The sequence below is a fragment of the Peribacillus sp. R9-11 genome (assembly GCF_031345095.1).
Lineage (GTDB): Bacteria > Bacillota > Bacilli > Bacillales > DSM-1321 > Peribacillus > Peribacillus butanolivorans.
The window spans coordinates 2216727-2233680 of record NZ_CP133763.1 but is presented as its reverse complement, the minus strand read 5'-3'; the positions used below and the strand labels follow the sequence as shown (position 1 = coordinate 2233680).

At 35.5% G+C, this 16954-nt stretch carries 17 protein-coding genes; 6 read left to right on the top strand and 11 right to left on the bottom strand.

The genetic code is table 11. The features are described 5' to 3' along the window. Positions 1-87 precede the first annotated feature (87 nt). Complete coding sequence (locus RE409_RS10965) at positions 88-1305, top strand: IS110 family RNA-guided transposase (protein ID WP_201249217.1); 1218 nt, start codon at positions 88-90, stop codon at positions 1303-1305. Positions 1306-1547: 242 nt separating this feature from the next. Here the strand turns inward: RE409_RS10965 and RE409_RS10960 are convergent, their stop codons facing one another. Next, positions 1548-2210 carry a class I SAM-dependent methyltransferase gene (locus RE409_RS10960; RefSeq protein ID WP_201249706.1) on the bottom strand — a complete coding sequence of 221 codons (663 nt, stop codon included), beginning with the start codon at positions 2208-2210 and terminating at the stop codon, positions 1548-1550. On the opposite strand from RE409_RS10960, the gene RE409_RS10955 reads away from it, so the two are divergent. Then, positions 2173-2805 (top strand): TetR/AcrR family transcriptional regulator C-terminal domain-containing protein, encoded by a 633-nt coding sequence (locus RE409_RS10955; RefSeq protein ID WP_309559260.1) that lies wholly within the window; start codon positions 2173-2175, stop codon positions 2803-2805. The two genes, RE409_RS10960 and RE409_RS10955, sit on opposite strands and share 38 nt — an antisense overlap. A 420-nt stretch (positions 2806-3225) precedes the next feature. Here RE409_RS10955 and RE409_RS10950 read toward each other — a convergent pair whose 3' ends face one another. The 5 genes from RE409_RS10950 to RE409_RS10930 form a co-directional block, all read right to left on the bottom strand. Beyond that, entirely contained in the window at positions 3226-3870 is a 645-nt protein-coding gene (locus RE409_RS10950) for an MBL fold metallo-hydrolase (RefSeq protein ID WP_201224894.1), read from the bottom strand. Between the two features lie 434 nt (positions 3871-4304). Next, complete coding sequence (locus tag RE409_RS10945; protein WP_056528942.1) at positions 4305-4688, bottom strand: glyoxalase/bleomycin resistance/extradiol dioxygenase family protein; 384 nt, start codon at positions 4686-4688, stop codon at positions 4305-4307. A gap of 365 nt (positions 4689-5053) precedes the next feature. Further along, on the bottom strand, positions 5054-5239 hold the full coding sequence (locus RE409_RS10940; RefSeq protein WP_309558956.1) for a hypothetical protein: 186 nt from the start codon (positions 5237-5239) through the stop codon (positions 5054-5056). Between the two features lie 146 nt (positions 5240-5385). After that, positions 5386-6960 (bottom strand): bifunctional metallophosphatase/5'-nucleotidase, encoded by a 1575-nt coding sequence (locus RE409_RS10935; RefSeq protein ID WP_309558955.1) that lies wholly within the window; start codon positions 6958-6960, stop codon positions 5386-5388. A gap of 450 nt (positions 6961-7410) precedes the next feature. After that, positions 7411-8391: an NADPH:quinone reductase gene (locus RE409_RS10930; RefSeq protein ID WP_309558954.1), complete on the bottom strand. Its 981-nt coding sequence runs from the start codon at positions 8389-8391 to the stop codon at positions 7411-7413. Between the two features lie 327 nt (positions 8392-8718). On the opposite strand from RE409_RS10930, the gene RE409_RS10925 reads away from it, so the two are divergent. Both RE409_RS10925 and RE409_RS10920 read left to right on the top strand, forming a co-directional pair. After that, positions 8719-8952 carry a TetR/AcrR family transcriptional regulator gene (locus RE409_RS10925; RefSeq protein ID WP_207205074.1) on the top strand — a complete coding sequence of 78 codons (234 nt, stop codon included), beginning with the start codon at positions 8719-8721 and terminating at the stop codon, positions 8950-8952. Between the two features lie 71 nt (positions 8953-9023). Then, entirely contained in the window at positions 9024-9308 is a 285-nt protein-coding gene (locus RE409_RS10920; RefSeq protein ID WP_309558953.1) for a hypothetical protein, read from the top strand. A 389-nt stretch (positions 9309-9697) separates the two neighbouring features. On the opposite strand, the gene RE409_RS10915 is transcribed toward RE409_RS10920, so the two are convergent. Together RE409_RS10915 and RE409_RS10910 are read right to left on the bottom strand one after the other, a co-directional pair. After that, positions 9698-10144: a carboxymuconolactone decarboxylase family protein gene (locus RE409_RS10915; protein ID WP_201181088.1), complete on the bottom strand. Its 447-nt coding sequence runs from the start codon at positions 10142-10144 to the stop codon at positions 9698-9700. Between the two features lie 60 nt (positions 10145-10204). Beyond that, positions 10205-10669, bottom strand: a complete 465-nt coding sequence (locus RE409_RS10910) for a GNAT family N-acetyltransferase (protein ID WP_201249708.1) — start codon at positions 10667-10669, stop codon at positions 10205-10207. Positions 10670-10779: 110 nt separating this feature from the next. Between RE409_RS10910 and RE409_RS10905 the strand changes: the two genes are divergently transcribed. Continuing rightward, a complete protein-coding gene (locus RE409_RS10905; RefSeq protein WP_201224900.1) occupies positions 10780-12180 on the top strand; it encodes a MocR-like pyridoxine biosynthesis transcription factor PdxR in 1401 nt (466 codons plus the stop codon). A 362-nt stretch (positions 12181-12542) separates the two neighbouring features. On the opposite strand, the gene RE409_RS10900 is transcribed toward RE409_RS10905, so the two are convergent. The 3 genes from RE409_RS10900 to RE409_RS10890 form a co-directional block, all read right to left on the bottom strand. Then, positions 12543-12848 carry a hypothetical protein gene (locus tag RE409_RS10900; protein ID WP_201181094.1) on the bottom strand — a complete coding sequence of 102 codons (306 nt, stop codon included), beginning with the start codon at positions 12846-12848 and terminating at the stop codon, positions 12543-12545. A gap of 451 nt (positions 12849-13299) precedes the next feature. Then, the gene (locus RE409_RS10895; RefSeq protein WP_309558952.1) at positions 13300-14577 is read right to left on the bottom strand and encodes an MFS transporter; all 1278 of its coding nucleotides are present in this window, start codon (positions 14575-14577) and stop codon (positions 13300-13302) included. 3 nt (positions 14578-14580) lie between these two features. After that, the gene (locus RE409_RS10890) at positions 14581-15189 is read right to left on the bottom strand and encodes a PadR family transcriptional regulator (protein WP_201224903.1); all 609 of its coding nucleotides are present in this window, start codon (positions 15187-15189) and stop codon (positions 14581-14583) included. Between the two features lie 463 nt (positions 15190-15652). On the opposite strand from RE409_RS10890, the gene RE409_RS10885 reads away from it, so the two are divergent. Further along, positions 15653-16888, top strand: a complete 1236-nt coding sequence (locus RE409_RS10885; RefSeq protein ID WP_116821653.1) for an IS110 family RNA-guided transposase — start codon at positions 15653-15655, stop codon at positions 16886-16888. The last annotated feature ends 66 nt before the right edge of the window (positions 16889-16954 follow it).

The following is a 16954-nucleotide window of genomic DNA, read 5'->3' as shown; positions in this document are numbered from 1 at the left end:
CCCTTACGGGAAGCACTCATGGTAGATTAATCCTATTCTGGTTTTTGCACCAGCCTCTAATTTTTTGCCATAGAAAGGATGGTTTCAATGGAAGTAATCATTGAACGAGTATGCGGAATGGATGTACATAAAGATAACATTACCGCCTGCATTATGACCCCCGAAGGAAAGGAGATTCAAACATTTTCTACAAAAACGGTGTTTTTAATTCAACTGATGGATTGGATTAAATCACATGGTTGCACTCATGTCGCTATGGAGAGCACAGGTGTGTTTTGGAAGCCTATCGTGAACTTAATTGAGGCTGAAGAAATGGAGTTTTTAGTTGTTAACGCACAACATATGAAAGCAGTCCCTGGTCGAAAAACAGATGTCAAGGATGCTGAGTGGATCGCTCAACTTCTTCGTCATGGTTTATTGAAGGCAAGCTTTATCCCTGATCGAAATCAACGAGAATTGCGTGAGCTTGTTCGGTATCGTAGAAGTATTATTGAAGAACGAGCCAGACAGCATAATCGAATTCAAAAGGTGCTTGAAGGTGCAAATATCAAATTAGGCTCTGTCGTATCGGATATTATGGGTGTTTCATCAAAGGACATGCTTCATGCGATCGCATTTGGTGAGGATGATCCTGAGAAACTAGCAAACCTTGCGCGACGTTCGATGAAGAAGAAAAAAGATGATTTAATCCTTGCCCTGAATGGGTATGTGAATCCTCATCAACGCATGATGCTTAAAACGATTCTAACTCATATTGATTTTCTGACTGAACAGATTAAAAACCTCGATCAAGAGGTTGCCCAAAGAGTTAGTGTGTATCAAGAAAACATAGAACGACTGGATTCAATACCTGGGATTGCCACTCGAATGGCAGAACAAATTCTAGCTGAAATCGGAACGGACGTTGAAAAACAGTTCGAAAGTGCAGCCAGATTATGTTCATGGGCCGCCCTCGTACCAGGACACAATGAAAGTGCAGGAAAAAGGAAATCAACCAGAGGCAAAAAGGGAAATAAATATTTAAAATCTGCTTTAACTGAGGCTGCTCACTCAGTTGGAGCCTCCAAAAACTATCTTGGCGCTCTATACAGACGGACAGCTGCGCGAAAAGGAAGAAAACGAGCTGGAATTGTCGTTGCCCACGCCATGTTAAGAATTTCTTATTATCTTTTAACAAGGAAAGAAATGTATGTAGACTTAGGCGAAGATTATTTTGATAAGCAAAAGCAAGCTTCCATTGTACGAAATTCGGTCCGAAGGTTAGAAAACTTAGGATATACCGTAAATATATCAGAGGCATCCTAACCACCGATTTATTAGGAGATCTAATAAGGCGCTGCTCTTTTTCAAAAAAATTGAAGCTTGCGTTTTATTTAATATGGTCTTTTTTCTTATTATTAGTGTTTAATTTTCATGGTAGTTCTATAAGAAAAGCGATTCTTATTAACGAATCGCGCCCGATTACGGAAGATCGTTCAACAATATTAAAAGATGACTCTCCTTTGACTTAATCTATTTCTCACTTTTGATCGGAAGAGGAAACCACTTTATTTATAAAGATAAACATATAAACTGATACCTTCTTTTTTAATTTTGTAGTTTTTAAAAGGTGTTCCTCTTAAAAATGTCTCAAAATCTTCTTTTGTGTAAGCGCCTTTTTTCAAGAAAGTTTTAAAAGCAAATTTCACAAAATACTTGTCAAACCCCTTCATTCCTGATTTTCTCACTTCAATGTCTATATCTTCAGATGTTGCCTCGTAATTCATGTCGATTATTAGAGATGTTCCGCCTTGTTTTAGCACTCTATGCATTTCACATAGTGCCTTTACAGGATCTTTGAAATTCTTAAATGCAGCACTGCATACAATATAATCGAAAAAGTTATCTTCACAAGGGAGGTTTGAAGCATTACCTTCTTTAAAATTAACAGAAACATTTGCTTCTTTTGCATTATTTTTTTCAATTTCTACAAAATCAGGGCTTATCTCGACTCCTGTTACATTAAAACCTTCCTTAGCAAGTTCAATAGACAAATAACCCGGACCGGGTGCGACTTCCAATATATTTGCATTTTTGCTAACATGAGATGCAACTTCAAGCGCATATCTTTGCATTTCAGCCATTCTGCTTTTGCGAGAATTTTTATCATACCATTTTGCTGTTAAGCCATAAATACCAACATCTTTATTTTTTCTCATATTTTTCATCATAAATAAACTTCTCCTTCAAAGTATTATAACAAAAGATGCAATTATAAAAGCATCACTTGATATACTAAATCGTGATGGAATAAGTAATTTATCAATGCGTGCTTTAGCAAAGGAATTAAATATCAAGGCAGCATCCTTATATTGGCACATTAAAGGTAAACAGGATTTATATGATTTGATAGCAGAACACATTAACCAAGAAATAGCATTACCTGAAACTTTAGATGATGCAAAAGAAGCATTAACAACCCTTGCTTTAGAAATTCGTAGAGTTTTATTAAAAACCAGAGATGCGGTAGACATATTTGCATTATCTTTTCCGAGCACGCCAAGCAGAATTAAAGCTATAAAATTTATTTTAGCTACATTAACAAAGTACGGAGTTTCTGATAAAAACTGCATAAGTGCTGCAAATATTATAAATAATTATGTTTTATCATTTGTTGCCGATGAAATTCGCGCAAAACATATTTCTCCAGAAGAAGCTAAACAGTTTGGATTAATTTTTGGGGAACAATATGAAATGAGTCTGGATTTTGAGCAACAATTTTTATATGGTTTACAAGTTATATTGACTGGGCTACTTGTTGAATAAAATAAAATGGCAAATCAAAATTTCCATGAATTTTGATTTGCCATTTTAAAATATCTATCATATAAAATCAGTCTATTTCTTCTCTATTCTATCAACCTGTTCAACAGAGAGATAGCCCTTTCATTCTGTTTAATTATTGTTTGATTTTGATTTCTCATTTTTGTGAAGTCAGATAAAAGCATTAACAACATTGCTAATATAAGGAAATCCATAATTCACCTCTACACTCTAATTTTCTCTAAATTATGCCAGTTCTTATGCAATTAACCTGCCCTGTTAGCTCCATAAGAAAAAGAGCTGCTGATGTGAAATAAAAAAATCCTGCATAAACAGGATATCTTATCAATTCATTCTTCAGAAAGTCGCAACATTTTTATTAACATCGTGACTTTATTTTAAATCCACAGCTCAGCCTTGTATTCATTCATACAGCATAGTTACGACACCAGCATATTCTGACAAATTTTCTTTGAAAATATCCAAAGTCTTAACTTCGGTTGTTCGCTGTCCGGAAATCTGAAGAAACTTATCTACCTTTGAAAACATCAAGCCAACAACCGACAAAGCCTTTGTTCTATAGTGCATAGGAATTGTAATAGTAGATTTCAATTGATGCATTACTTGAGTAGCTTCTAGTGCATTAATCGTGAATGTACCTCCTACGGGAATGATGAGAATATCTACTTTTCCAATTTCCTTTACTTGTTCTTCTGATAATAGATGCCCTAAATCTCCACAATGACAGATAGTTAGACCGTCCATTTGGAAACGATATAAAATATTGGGGCCTCTCTTCTCGCCATTTACCTTGTCGTGAAATGTCTTAAATCCACTAATTCTTACATCATCTCGGATGTATTCCTTCGGCTCATTAACAAGCAAGTAATCACCTGTTGCAGCTTGAATTTTACTGTGATCGAAATGATTATGTGTAACGGCAACTATATCTGGTTCAACAATCGGCATACGGTAGCGGATAAAGCGATAATATGGATCAATGAGAATCCTAGTTCCTCCTTCGGATGTCAGTAAAAAAGTAGAATGTCCATACCATTTTATTTTCATACTAAAATTCTCCTTACTATGCATTTAATTTAAAATTATTAAAATCAAGCAATTTTTAAGGAACCACTAAGACCGACCGGATTTAGAATCCCAGTATGTAAAGAAGATATCAGCACCTTCTTTTTCTAATTTGCGGCATTTAGAACCAATTCCTTAGCTATGGCTTGCACCTGTAACTATGGCAACCTGTCCTTTTAGCTTAGTAATAGCAAAACACCACCTTACAGAAATTTTTTCCATTCGTTATAATCCATTATTAATGTAATAGTCCTTCTTCTACTAATCTACCCCTTTAGTTCCATTAGAAAAAGGCTGCCGCAGCAATCCCTATTAATGAAATAACAAACACGTTAGTTTAAGTGATATATTTTACAAAATTCCTCTAATCCATTAAAAAGACGATGCCTTGTTAAGGCATCGAACAGTTATAAAATTTATTCAATACTCTCATAGATTTCAATCAGTGAACCATCGGGATCTCTAAAATGAGCTACTTTAATTCCCCAGCCTTCTTGTGCAGAAGGCTTTGTTATGAATTCAACCTTTTCTTTTAATTCCTTATATTTCTCTTCAACATTATCAACCTTGAAAATTAAAGCAATTTTATCAGTATTATGAGTATAAGAGACGCTCTCAGCACCTATTGCTTCAAGCATTTGTTTCCTCTCAAACAGACCTAAGGTACAACCTCTAAATTTAAATTCAGCATATAAAGAATCTTCATTTCCCCAAGTAACCTCAAACCCTAAAACATTTCTATAAAACGAAAAACATTCTCTATAATTATTTACTAATAATCGTGTGTGTGTCAGCTCCAAACTAATTCACTCCAATTCTTTTCTTTACTATGTAGACATATACCTAATTCCCTTTAGTTCCATACAAAAAAGAGCTGCTGATCAGCTCCTTGCATTGAAGTAAAGCACCTGTAAGTTGAAAAAGACTAATTGTAGAGTTGACATAAACTGCGCAACAAGAAATTAAAAGAGCTAGGTATATAATAGCTAACAAACTCGTTTTATCATTAACAATTACAAATCATAAGTACATTACCATCTTTGTCTTGAAAGTTAAAATAAGCAAATTCACCAATACGCTCTATTCTTTAACAATGAATATGTTATTACCTTTAATGAATTTATATGCTTCGTCTATATCTTTTACATAGAAATTAAACAATACATTATTGGATGGTTCGAATCTTAAATCCGGGTACAAATGTATGGTCATCTAAAGTTAATCCAGTTTCACTTGTTACAGGAATATTGTAGACAAGCGATTCTACAGGGTCATTATTCTGAGGGATTCCAAGGAGATTACAATACCATTCAACTGATTTTTTTAAAATCTGTAACATGGATAAAGACATTGTTAACTTTGCGATAAATAGGAGAACTTGTTGATTTCATACTTTTCCACCTTTCTTTGAATCTTACCTAAAGAAATTCAACAAATCTCAAAAAATTCCTTTAAAGTTATTTCAGAGTTCGAATAAACCATGAATCAAAAAAGTAACTATTCGTGGGGATGCTTCTGTTGGATATAGTGTATAAGTGCAGTGACAACTTGTGGACCGGATTCTACGAGTCTACCTTGTTGCAATGCAGTGAAGTTATCACCGCCTGAAGCTAAATAATTACTAACCGCTACTTCATATTCGTTGTTTGGCTGAATCTCTTGACCCTTCCTGTCTTTCATGGCAACAATGCGGCTGCCAATTGGAGCATTGGAATCCCAACTATACGTTAAACCAACCGTCTGTAACCTATTTTCATAATCTTTCGTCCACTGCTGTTCTAAAGCAAGTTTTATTTGGTCTCCTGTTAAGATTAACTTACTGACACTATGACCAAAAGGCAAGTCTGTATAAAGGTCTTCTACAGTGATATCCCCTTTTTTAAAATTTTTCCGCATTTCGCCTTGATGGACAAAAGCTATATCTACCCCCATCGCTTCCCGCTCAGATTCTGCAATCATTTTCGCTAATGGGGATTCACCGTTTGCATCTTGATTTCGTGTGATTTCTTCAGGCATTTCTCCTACTATCTGATTAAAATAGCTCCCCAATCTTTTACTATATTTATTAAGAAGAGCAACCGTTTCTTTATCTGGTTTTATATGATCATGTGAAGTGACAATAATCTTTGCTTGTTTTTTAACAATATTTTTAGTACGTGGGTCAATTTCAAGATTTACTTGAGAAAAAGCTTTCCCATTAGAATAAGCTTGAACGATCAGTTTACCCGCTACAACGGTATTGGCATATTCATGGCTGTGACCGGCAAAAATGACATCGAACTCATCATCGATTTTTGGAGCCATCTCCACTAAAGCTCCACTGGGATTTGCTCCTGTCTGATCTGATTTAGCTGAATCATGTGCCAGTACAACAATAACTTTGATCCCTTTTTCCTTTAAAAGCTTAACGGTTCGGTTAATAGCTGAAACTTCATCCGTAATTTCTACTTCTTTTCGATTTTCAGGGGTCACATACAGGTTGGTCTCTTTTGTGACCACACCGATAAATCCAATATTAATTCCGTCAATTTGTTTAATAACATACGGTGGCAACAAGGGAGTACCCGACTTTCTATCGATGATATTTGCAGAACTGTATGAAGTATTGGCACCTTGAAAATAACCTGTTTCTATATTAAATCCTCCATAAATAAGGCGTTTCATTTCATTTACGCCTTGGTCTAATTCATGATTTCCAGGTGTCCCAACATCAAAGTGCATGAGGTTTATAAATTCAATCGTGGGTTCGTCTTGAAATTGAGAAGAGATTGGAGGACTTCCTCCTACCATATCACCAGCATGAACAAGTAGTGTATTTGGGTTTTCTTGTATATATTTTTTTAAATAGGCAGCCAGGTATTCAGCACCCCCTGCCATGGTTCCTGAAACCCTTTGATACTTGTTTAGTTGGCCGTGAAAATCATTAACGCCTAACAATTGTACTTGAATGGAGCGGTTCGATGTGGAATGATTCATTGTGGAATGATTGGGTGAGAATGCTGTGATTTCATAAATTACGAAAATGATAAATACCAAGATGAGCAAAGAAGATATGACCTGAAATTTTGACAACTTCCGATCCCTCCCTCTAGATGTAAATTTAGAATAACTCTGGGATTTTAAATCCGTATTAAAGAATCGTAATTTTTTGTTATATTTAATATAATAATTGTTAAATTAACCCAGTACATGCAAATCCTTTTAAAATACTCATATGGCTTAACATTTAGAAATATATTAAGATTTTGACTAGCCATATTGGGAATGAAATACAATTCCATTTAGAAAAACTCCAATATTTCTTCCATTAACCCGATAGTGAAAAAAACGTTGCTGCTAATTCAGAAACGCACCCGTTAGCCATCCATAAAGCGCAAAAACCGGCAGTTTTTCCTTTTTACTTTCTGTACCCCTTAAAGCGTTTTGTATGGAGATACATTTTATAAATCAATTTATAATTCCTTCTTTACAACGTAAAAGCACTCATTTTAATTGTATGAGTGCTTTTACGTTGTAGAATATTCATTCAATTATTAAAACAAGTTTACCATTACCTATACCTTTTGCTAGCTGTTCAAAGCCCTGCGCCGCTTGTTGGAGCGGCAAAGTTGTACCAATAATCGGACGAAGCGCACCGCTTATTAGCATGACTCTTACACCGTGAATACTTTGCTCATATTCATCTTGTGGTGCGTTCCAAAGAGCTGTTGCTAAAATATCACATTCCTTTTGCATTGCAAGACGTGGATTTATTTCAACTGAACCGCGATTTCCAATAATTACAATTTTACCAAATGATGCAATCAGCTTTAAATCTGTTTCTAAATTAATATTTGCTAAAAACTCAATAATTAAATCTGGCCCATCGCCATTTGTTAAGGCCAGCACATCTTCAATCGTTGCTTCTGTCACATGATCAATGACAACATCTGCACCAGCTTGCTGAACCATTTTTTTACCTTCTGGCTTACTAGCTGTTCCAATCACTTTAGCACCATGAGATTTCGCCATTTGCACAGCCTGTAATCCAACCCCACCACTGGCTCCATGAATAAGCACGGTTTGACCAGGCTTCAGACAGGCACGTTGAAATAATGCACGATATGCAGTCATTGCCGGTACCCCTAATGCCGCACCTTGTTCAAAAGATACATGGTCTGGTAATAAATGAACCAAAGCTTCATCACATACTATTTTTTGTGCAAAAGTGCCCGTACTATTACTTCGCATTAAGGACGCAATAAATACACGATCACCAACACGAACATTTGTGACTTCTTCTCCAACCGCCTCCACAATTCCCGCACCATCTAAGCCTGGGGTATAAGGTAATTGAGGTATATAAAACGCATATGTACCTGTTAATGTATAGGCATCACTCGGATTGACACCGGCTGCATATAAACGAACACATACCTCTCCCTTACCTGCTACTACTTCCTCTACGTCTGTATATACTAATTTTTCAGGTCCGCCAAACTGTGTAACTTGAATTGCTTTCATATTATCAACCTCCTGCATTTATTTTATATCGTTAAGTTAGAATTTACAGTTTAATTCAGGATTAAATTCTTGTTCTCACAAATTCTTTACAGTCTATACTCCATCCTTTACACGTTGTTTATCAATAGCCTTTTTGATGAAAAGTTCACTAAGTGATGTCATTTTTGTGAGGTTTTATCTCATCTGTAATCTCAAAAGAATCCATATCAGAGTCATAATAGATAGGTTCCCCTTATTTATTCAACGGTTCTTTGTTTACTTGGCCTATGGCATCCCTCTACTTATATGTCGAGTGAAAATAACAGGTATCCCTTGTTGACGGCATGTATGAACAAGAGTCTTGGCCTTTTGAACAAAAAGGAAATAAAGATAGACCCACGTGTTTTACGAACAAGAAGGCTTTTAATAGCTTCTTTTATTACCGTGGCACAAGTGAAGGAGTTTAAAGATATTACGATAAAAGAAATTACAGATGAAGCAACCGTTAATCGCGCAACGTTTTATGTTCATTTCATTGATAAATACGATTTGCTCGATGCTGTTATATCAAAAAAACAGTAAAAATTATCCAGGATAAGTTAAATTCTCATGATACTTTAAACGAAGCTACAATTATAAAAATATTTCTTGCGGTGACTAACTTTCAGCCTGAGTTAAGTACACAATGCAGAAAGAGTTATGAGTCTATTAGTGCGATAATAGAACAAAAAATTAAAAAGGAATTAGAAACGGTATTTTATGCCCTGCTCTTGAAACGCAATCTTCCAAAGGAGAAGGAAGCATTAAGAATTGGGGCAGTTATGCTGAGTTGGGGTATTTATGGAGCTTCTAATTTTACAGTTATGACCAATTCCCTTTTACTTATAAACCTCAATCCGAATATAAAGATAGCACAGATCAAGCTGGCGATATTATGATAGATCGTAAAAATTACAAAACAGAAGATGGGAATACTTTGACTATTGGAGATTTCGAAATCCCCTTAAAATAATAAAAAAGACACCATATTTAATATGATGCCTCAGGCTGTCGACAAAGTCGACAGCTGTTTTTTGTATAAAGTTTAGCAAACAATATATTGTGTCCTTCTGTAGCTTTGTAAAAAAGTTTGATTAAATTAACTCTATAAACCTTATAAAAGAGCAAATATTAAAAGCCTGTTTTGAAAAAAGATTGATCAAAACACGCTTTTAATATATTCAATTGAATCATTCTTTTATAAAAAAGTTTGATCATTTCTGTGATCCTTATTCCATTAAAGCGCCGATTGCTGAAAATTTATTCTTAATATAGGGATAAAAATTTCTTATTTTGCTGCAGTTGCGAAATTCCCCATTGAAATGGAAAGTCGATTCCAACTATTAATTTGATTGATCAAAATAACAAGATCTACATAGTCTTTTTCATTAAAATGTATACACACTCGATTATAAAGATCATCAGGTACACGCTTAGTTGGAACTAACGTCACATGTTCAGTTAATTCTAATGCCACTTTTTCAGCATCTGTGTAGAAATCGCATTCTCTCCATGCGCTGACGCAGTATAAACGCTGTTCCGTTTCACCCATTTTTCGAGCGTCAGAGGTATGCATATTAAGACAAAAAGCACAGCCATTTATTTGAGAAGCACGGATTTTAATTAGTTCACGTAGTTTACGGTCTATTCCAGTAGATTTAGTATACTTCTCCATTTCCATCATAATGTTAAGTGCTTCAGGTGCTACTTCAAGATAATTAATGCGTTGTTCCATTTCCATTCCTCCTAAAATAAATTGAACTTTTATATTACCCCATAATAGGAACGTATATTATTAAAGGACTTTATTGTCAGTTGACGCCAAGCTTAAAGTATAGTGTTCAAAAGTAGCATCACGAACAAATCCGTTCTTTTCATATAATTTTTTGGCTTTTACATTAGTAGAGGCTGTTTCTAAGGTTAAATACTTGGCATCAGTTTGGTGGCATAATTCAATGGATAATTGTAATAACTGCTGGGCCACACCAGAGTGCCTTTCAGTTTCCATTACAAATAAATCATTTAAAATCCATGCCTTCTTCATTGAAATTGATGAATAGGTTGGATAGAGCTGTGCAAATCCTACATATTGCTCCTCTTTTTTTGCCACAAAAATGATCGAGTCTCCAATTAAAAGACGTTCCTCAATAAATTTATGTGCCTCTGTTAAATTCTCTGACTGATCATAAAATTGACGGTATAAATCAAAAAGTTGTGCTACTCCTTCAACGTCAAACTTATTTGCTTTATAAAATTCCATGTTACATTCTCCTTTTCAACGAATTATATATAATACTATTATTCACTTTCATTGTCATTTCGAAAAGGTACAGTTTATAATATTTAAAAATGACAGATGAGGTGCGTAGAATGAAAGAACTTGTATTTAATGTTGATCGAAACAGCACTCTACCTATGTATCAACAAGTTTATCGCTATATTAAAGCCCAAATTGTCTCAGGTAAAATTGTAGAGAATTCGAAACTACCATCTGTTAGGCAGCTTGCAGAGATGTTACAAGTGAGCCGTAATACGTCACAGCTGGCTTATGAACAATTACAAGCAGAGGGTTACATTCGCAGTGAATATAAAAAAGGTTATTATGTACAAGCTTCTATTTCGGAACTATTACCTATTTCCGAGATAATACGTCATACCAAAGCATCATCTAAGAGTATTGTAAATCCTACAATTGATTTTCAAGCTGGAGCTGTAGATGGAAACAACTTTCCTCTAGCGAAATGGCGCTCTCTTTCGAATAAAGTCCTAAAAGATAATCTGATTTATCAATATGGAGCGAATCAAGGGGATTTATTATTACGAGAATCTTTAGCAAAGTATTTATTTCAATCAAGAGGGGTGAGAGCAACCAGTGAACAAATTGTTATTGGTAGTAGCACACAGCAACTTTTGATGATTTTATCAATCCTTTTAAAAGAAGAACATAATCAAATCGCTGTAGAAGATCCCGGATATAATGGTGCCAGAGAACTTTTTTTATTACAATCATATTCAGTTGTGCCCATACCTGTTAAAGAGGACGGCATTGACATCACACACTTAGATAAGTGTAATGCTCGGTTAGTTTACGTAACACCATCACATCAGTTTCCACTAGGGATAACTATGCCTATCAACGAAAGATATAATTTAATTGAATGGGCTGAAAAAGTAAATGGGTATATTATCGAAGATGATTATGATAGTGAATTTCGCTATAAACAGCAGCCTATACCTTCATTACAAAGTTTAACAAACAGTGAGCATATCATATACTTGAGTACTTTTTCTAAGGCATTATTGCCTTCCATTCGGCTGAGCTATATGGTGCTACCAAAAGAATTACTAGTTAGATACCATCAAATTGCACCTTTACTAGAGCAAACAGCATCAACACTTCACCAACGTACAATCCATCATTTTATAGAAGAAGGATATTGGTATGCACATTTACGTAAAATGAAAACAATATATAAACGTAAAATGAAGGTGTTATGTGACACCATTCAAATGTACTTTAAAGATACTGTTACAATTATAGGTGGCTCCTCTGGTCTCTATATTGTCATTGAAGTTACAACAAAGCAAAGAGAAGAGTGGCTCGTCAAAGAAGCGCTCAAAAACGGCGTTAAAGTATATCCATGCTCCCCATTTCACGTAGAGAATTTTCCAGGTCACCCCACTATTCAGCTCGGTTTTGCCGGCTTAGAGGATTGTGAAATACGTAAAGGAATTGAAAAGTTAGCAGACGCTTGGTTAAATATAGTGTGAACAACATATTAATGAGTATTTTATTGAATTATTCATCCTTAAAAACAGCATTTTCCAGAAAATTAAAAGACCATCTCTTAAAAATTGATTTTCTAGGAGATGGTCTTTTACGAATATTTTTATCTATCTTTTTTGCAAATGATCAAAGTATTTTATTAATTTTCAATCTTTATTTTAAATCTACACCAGTCTGTATTGTTCAACATACTAAGACCAATTGTAGAACAAAGATTAAACAGCACTCGTGAACCAACCTGCCCCTTAAGTTCCATTAAAATAAGGAGCTGCCGATCAGCACTTGTTAGTTTAACAACATAGTCATTCTTCTCTATCAATTAATTTTTGGTCATGCACCTGTTAATTTAAAACCTAATTTTCTTCTTAGGTAGTTTATTTGGTGTTTCTATTAGCTTTGCAACTTTTTTATCTTTGTTGAACCTTACATTGTTAAGCCAATATACGAAAGCCTCTCCATTAAAACAGACTCCAAAAATTTTTTCGCCTTCCTCATCTTCTCCTGCGACTTCCCAGTATGAATGCTTGTTTTCTCTGTCATATAACCATTTATCAAATTCTCTCTGCAACTGATGTATATTTCTCCCTACTTTTGCAAGACAACTTATATATTCAGTATCCTCTTCGTACATAAATTCGACTTTCACAATCATAAATATTTTTTCCTCTCTTGCTTTTTAAATTTTACTAGACTGCCCAATCTCATATTTATCTTAATATAAATCTCCTGGTATCTTTAAGAAAATCGAATCATCCAAATTATTTAACGATAAAGCAACCATTTCCTTTAACATAGCCAATATTAAAGGCTAGGTTTATGTCATTTTACCATATTACCTTATGGAACTATCCTTCCCCGTTAGCGCCATAAGAAAAAGGCTGCCTCAGCAACCTTCCTTATTGAAGTAAAGCACCCGTTAGTTCTATAAAGCGAACCTTATTCAAGAATAGCGCCCAATTGTGGAATGCAATCTGATAGAGTTCAAGAATCATACTAATTTCATCTTGCTTTACTTTTTATGACCAATAAATTACGGTTGTTAAAAACCTCCTCCCAACTTCAACGTTCATGTTCCAAAATAAATTGTATCGTCATGTAACTTTTTAAGCTTGGAATTGTTTTTCCTGAATATCTTTTTGAACGTTTATTCTTCTCACGATAAAGATGAGGACAATTGCACCCAATAAGCAGGTTGCCCCTCCTGCTCCTATCAAGACGAAAGAAACTCCAAGCCATTTGGCAAGAAGGGATCCCAAAGCAGGTGCAATAAGCATAGAAAAGGTTTGTAATGATGTGGCCGCAGCAGATACTCTGCCCATCATTTGCTTGGGTGTCTCCGATTGCAAGATAAATCCATAAGGGACCGACTCACCAGAGCCCATGAAACCAAGGAAAAATGCGCCAATCACCCAGGCTAATACAGGAAGATTTACAATCTCCATACTACCAAGTCCCATTACAATTATTAATGAACCGCTAAAAAGTAATGCACTTGACATAAAATGAATAGGTTTTCTTTTCCAATGAGTCCAGTTGCCCATTAAAAGTGAGCCTGCCACGCTTCCCAGACCCACAGCACTAATCAGTAACCCAAAATTCCCTTGCGTGAAGCCAAGGTTTTGGGCAATAAATACGAATAGTCCATCGTACAGGAAAATAATAAAAAACGCTACAGAGGATAGGATAACTGAGCTTTTTAATAATGGGGTATATGAAATGTGCTTAATGCCATCTAATAGTTCTTTCCAATAGTGACCATTATTCCTATTTTTCTTTTCAGATTTAATGTCAGAATTCATTTCTTTTTCATCCATGTTGGGAAGAGTTAATAAAATTAATATAGCGATGAAAAAACCTGCAGCTTCAAATAAGAATGGACTTTTTGCTCCAAATAAAGCTATGACGCCTCCTCCAAGTGCAGGACCAACAATTTTCATCGTATTAACGGAAAGCTGACTAAGTGTTACCGCCTCTGGAAGGTGGTTATCAGGGACCGTAAACCTAATCATACTTTGTCTTGCTGGGTCGTAAATTGCTGCGACTGTTCCCTTCAAAAACACAAATATTAAAAGGATATAAAGGTTAGGAGCAAAAAACAGCCCTCCTACAAACATGATCCTTAAAAATAAACAAATGATCATCATTTGCTTTTTTGGAAGTCGATCCACGAATACACTTGCAAAGGGACCTATGATGACCCAAGGTAGCCCTAATACAATGATCACTGCGGCAATGGCTGTTTCATCTAGCCCCCAATGGTAAGCAACAATAACCTGTAAAGCAATAAAATCGAGCCAATTACCCAGATCAGAAAATAGCTGCGCGCCAAATAATGAACGAAATGGACGGAATTTTAAAGGCTCAAATATTCCAGCTTTCATGAGTTATTTCTCCTTTTCTCCTTGGGTTGCCTCTCTTCGTCTTGCTAGCAGTTTTTCTGTATTCCCATTTGGATCCTGCCCTTTTGGAAGTTGATTATTTCCCAATGCATTTATCGATTCTTCAATCCATTTCAACTCAGCTTCCAGTCGTAATTCGGCATAGCGGATGGTTAGCATACCCACATTACTGATGTAAGAGCTTCCGTTTGTTGGCCAGGCTTTTACAAATTCAAGTAAATCTTCGGTTGTCTCTTTTCTTTTTAGTAGATGACTGATTAATACTGAGCTTTCCATATCTTCGTGCCAAGTGGACATCTTCATTAATAATTCGTCTCTAATAATTGGGTAGGCAGGAGGGAGTCGAAGCCAGTTTTCAAATTCCTCCCACCCTTTTGGGGTAAGTTCATAAAGTTTCTTTTTACGTCCCTCTTCCTCTTGTTCAATAGGATAAACAAGTCCTTCTTCTTCAAGCTTCTTTAATTTCGGATAAATACTCCCATAACTCATTCCCCAGTATAAGCCGGCAGCTTTATGCTCAAACTCTGCTTTAATATTGTATCCTGTACTGGGCCAAAAGCTTAATATAGCAAGAATAGAACTTTCAATTGACATGTAATAATCCCCTTCCACATATCACAATGATATATCAAATTGATATATCATTATGATATGTCTAATAACAGGTAAAAACAACCATAAAATAAAAAAATTCCATAATTTTCAGAAAGTTACCTTTCAGTGATTCAATTTTTTAAGAGTTGTTGTTTACAATCCGGCCCAATTGTTGAAAAAAGATTAAACAGCACTCTGCAACTATCCTGCCCCGATCGTATTATAAAGGTCAGCCAGTTATTTCTGGTTGAACAATTTTTATATCGATATATGATAACGGTAGCCGGGGTAGAACGTTCCTGCCCGTGGGGCTTGGACCCCGTCAACTAAACAGTTCGCCCCCTACTTGCTTAAACATGATTTGGCTGGTTGGGACCAAGATCTCGTATAACAAGCGAAGCTATGATACTGCAAGAAGGATTAGGGGTTACCGGCAATATTATGTTTTTGGAGGAGATAAAAAATGAATCCAGTGGTTGGTCTGGATGTAGCTAAAGGTGAAAGTCAGGTTCAAGCGTTCTTGGATAAAAAGAAGCCTTATAAAAGAAGTTTTAAAGTAGCACATACCATTGAAGGACTAGAGAGCTTACACCAATATCTTAGAGAGATAGAAAACGTAACAGGAATTCGACCTCCGGTCGTTTTAGAGTCTACTGGGCATTATCATACGCCCGTTGTACAGTATTTTGAGGAGAGAGGTTACTTATTAATTATCGTTAACCCACTCATTTCTTATCGTGCGAAGAGCTCTAGTTTACGGAAAGTAAAGACAGATTTAATCGATGCACGTCACCTCTGCGAGCTGTACTATAAAGAGGATTTAGAGCCTTATAAAAAACGAGGGATACAACTCTTAAATCTTCGTAATCTTTCAAGACAACATGCAAATATAACAGGTATCTATGTACAAACAAAACTACAGTTTCAGGCTGTTCTTGATCAAGTATTTCCTGAATATAGAGGGGTTTTTGGAGATTTGTATTCGGTTGTTTCTTTGCTTACTCTATTAGAATTCCCTACTTCTGAAGACATATCAGCAGTCGATGAAGAAACTGTAGCAAATAGGATTAATGAACTTTGTCCAAGTCGTTCTAGAAAGTGGGCGAATACACAGGCAGAGAAACTTATGGCTGCCTCAGCTCGAAATCCTTTTCAGAGAACTTTATATCAGAGTCACATTTTAAGCCTAGAGATGTATATAAAAATGCTTCTAGAATACCAAAAGCACCTATCCAAATTTGAAGAAGAGATAAATGCTTTGGCAAAAGAAATTGAAGAATATAAGATTATCCAATCCATCCCTGGTATCGGTGAAAAAATCGCTACAACGATTATTTCTGAAATTGGAGAGATTGATCGGTTTAATCACCCTAAAAAACTAGTGGCATTTGCCGGAATTGATCCAAGTATCTTTGAATCAGGTAAATTTAAAGGCTCAGTAAATCGGATTACCAAAAGAGGTTCTGGTAGACTACGCCATGCCTTATATATGGCAGTTCGTTGTGCCATTCGTGATTGTCGCAAGAAGAAAACGACAGATGAAATCATCCCTCGGAACAAAAGATTACGAGAGTTCTATGATAAGAAACGTGAAGAAGGAAAGCCCTTTAAAGTAGCTGTGATAGCATGTGCCAATAAGCTTCTACAATGGATTTATGCACTATTACAAAATAACTCGACTTTCCAAGATCTAACCTAGTTTAAAAGTATAACTAAATAGCACAAAACTTTCCAAATATAGTTCATTGGAAGGTTATTTAGCATG